At 46.8% G+C, this 1,809-nt stretch carries 2 protein-coding genes; both read right to left on the bottom strand.

Annotated elements, in window-relative coordinates:
* Positions 1-207: 207 nt before the first annotated feature.
* Entirely contained in the window at positions 208-1,272 is a 1,065-nt protein-coding gene (locus tag KDK13_RS05800) for a hypothetical protein (RefSeq protein WP_257284014.1), read from the bottom strand.
* 60 nt (positions 1,273-1,332) lie between these two features.
* Positions 1,333-1,809 (bottom strand): hypothetical protein (locus KDK13_RS05795; RefSeq protein ID WP_257284013.1); only part of this gene is annotated, 477 nt, incomplete at its 5' end.

Raw genomic sequence — 1,809 nt, 5'->3', positions numbered from 1 at the left:
GTCTTAGAGTGTACAAATGTAAAAAAGTTTCATTTTTGAAAAAAAGGATAATTGTTTACTGGAACCCGGGTGGAAGGGATGCTGAGAAACAGACCGTATTGGTAATATTTTTCGGTATGGCACGGCCATCCCTATGGCAGCCGTGATTTTTGTTCAGACAGGCAATTTCAGGGGCTCTGAAGTAGTTCACTTCAATAATATTTACGATCAGTCCCGTTTAAAAATTTTTCGACATTTCTTAATCTCGTTATCCGCTTCTGACAGCCATTCTTGCAATGAGTCATGAGCGTCGATCAGGAAACAAAGCTGGCAGCTTCTAATGTTGACCAACAGTGCCTCCAGGGCATCCACATGATCCTTTATTTGTGCCACTTCATTGTCTGGTATCGGATCAGGTATAGAACTAAACCTGAGTAACGGAGAAGAGCGTCTGAAGTCTTCTTCAATATTTTTCAGATTGGCTATTTGGGTTTTAGCATGTTGCAGCTGACGCTGCACTAAAGGCATATCCTTCCGCTGGTGAGCCAGCTCCTCCAGCCACTGAATCTTGGCCGCCTTGTCCAGCTGCCTGTGATCATTAATGGCTGATTGCCCTACCTCCAGAAGGTTTACCAGAAACAGAAATTTTTTTTCATCAAATGGCTCTTTGGTTTCAAGATTGCTTATTTGTTTCCTGAAAAAAGACTGGCTGGAGGATGGAGAGCTGTAAAGCCTCATAGTATCAAGAGCCAAATCGAGCATTGTGATCCCCTCGTCCAGTGCACGGGCACACCGGTACAGATCAAGCATGGACATGAGGCCCACAGCATTATTGGTGCTGACATTAACCGCCGCCGGACTCATTGCCGCCACCGGGGCCGACGCGCCCCTGTAAACAGGAATTGTCGTATAATCAGGAGAAATATGTATCTTGTGGGTGGCAACCGGAGCGACAGATTTTGACTGATCAGTACTATACAGTTCGACCGTGCATGAATCATCAGGATTAACGGGCGCGGATTGCAGGCTCGCCTCTGACAATTCCTCGTGATTATGACACTTGCAAGACAGCAGGGATAATCCGGACACAACGACAGCCGCCCCACTGACCGCAGCCACATCATGAAAGCCATTAGCCAGGGCAGCGCAAGTGATACCGACTGACATCAGACAGGTCGCCACCTCGAGTACCCGAACAGTACGGCCAAGCCAGGCGCGGGAACCAGAAAATGCCGGATCTTTCTGAGCGACCCCCAGGCCATTCTGGGCAGGTATTGGATTACCAGCAATCATTAATTATTTTCCGTTATTGCATGAACAAGTCCCCTTAGAGTGTGCGAATGTTAAAAAGTTTCATTTATTAGAAAAACGAATACTGCAATTCAAAATATTTCTACATTTCTGAACAGCTTCAGCCGCTTTTAACATCTTGCCTTGCTGTGCGTCATCGGCCTGGATCAGTAGATCAAGAGCTCTTTTATCAATGCTGGATAACAGCGCATCCAAAGCATCCACATGTTCCTTCATTTGTGCTGTCTCATTTTCTGGAACCGGATCAGGTAAACAACTTAACCTGTCTACTGAGGCATAGCGCTTAAAGTTCTGTTTAATCGTTTCTAGATTAGCCAGTTGAGATTTAGCGTGCTGCCGCTGCAATTGAGGCCTGTCCTTCTGCTGGTGATACAGATTGACTAACAACTCAATCTTTGCAGATTTATCAAGATGCTGGTGACCATCAATAGCCGATGGGGCTGCGCCTGACACTCCCCGCCCTATCGGGCGAGGGTTCTTAGATCGCTCCAAGAACCTTCCTGCTTCAACACGCCTTCC

Origin of the sequence: Endozoicomonas sp. SESOKO1 (assembly GCF_024606265.1) — a bacterium.
In the GTDB taxonomy this organism is placed as follows: Bacteria; Pseudomonadota; Gammaproteobacteria; order Pseudomonadales; family Endozoicomonadaceae; genus Endozoicomonas.
The sequence above is the reverse complement of the archived record's forward strand: the minus strand, read 5'-3'. Positions and strand labels throughout refer to the sequence as shown.

What these genes read in the sequence shown, in the direction of transcription:
- KDK13_RS05800 (WP_257284014.1), bottom strand. Translation starts at nt 1,272, where the DNA reads ATGATTGCTGGTAATCCAATACCTGCCCAGAATGGCCTGGGGGTCGCT.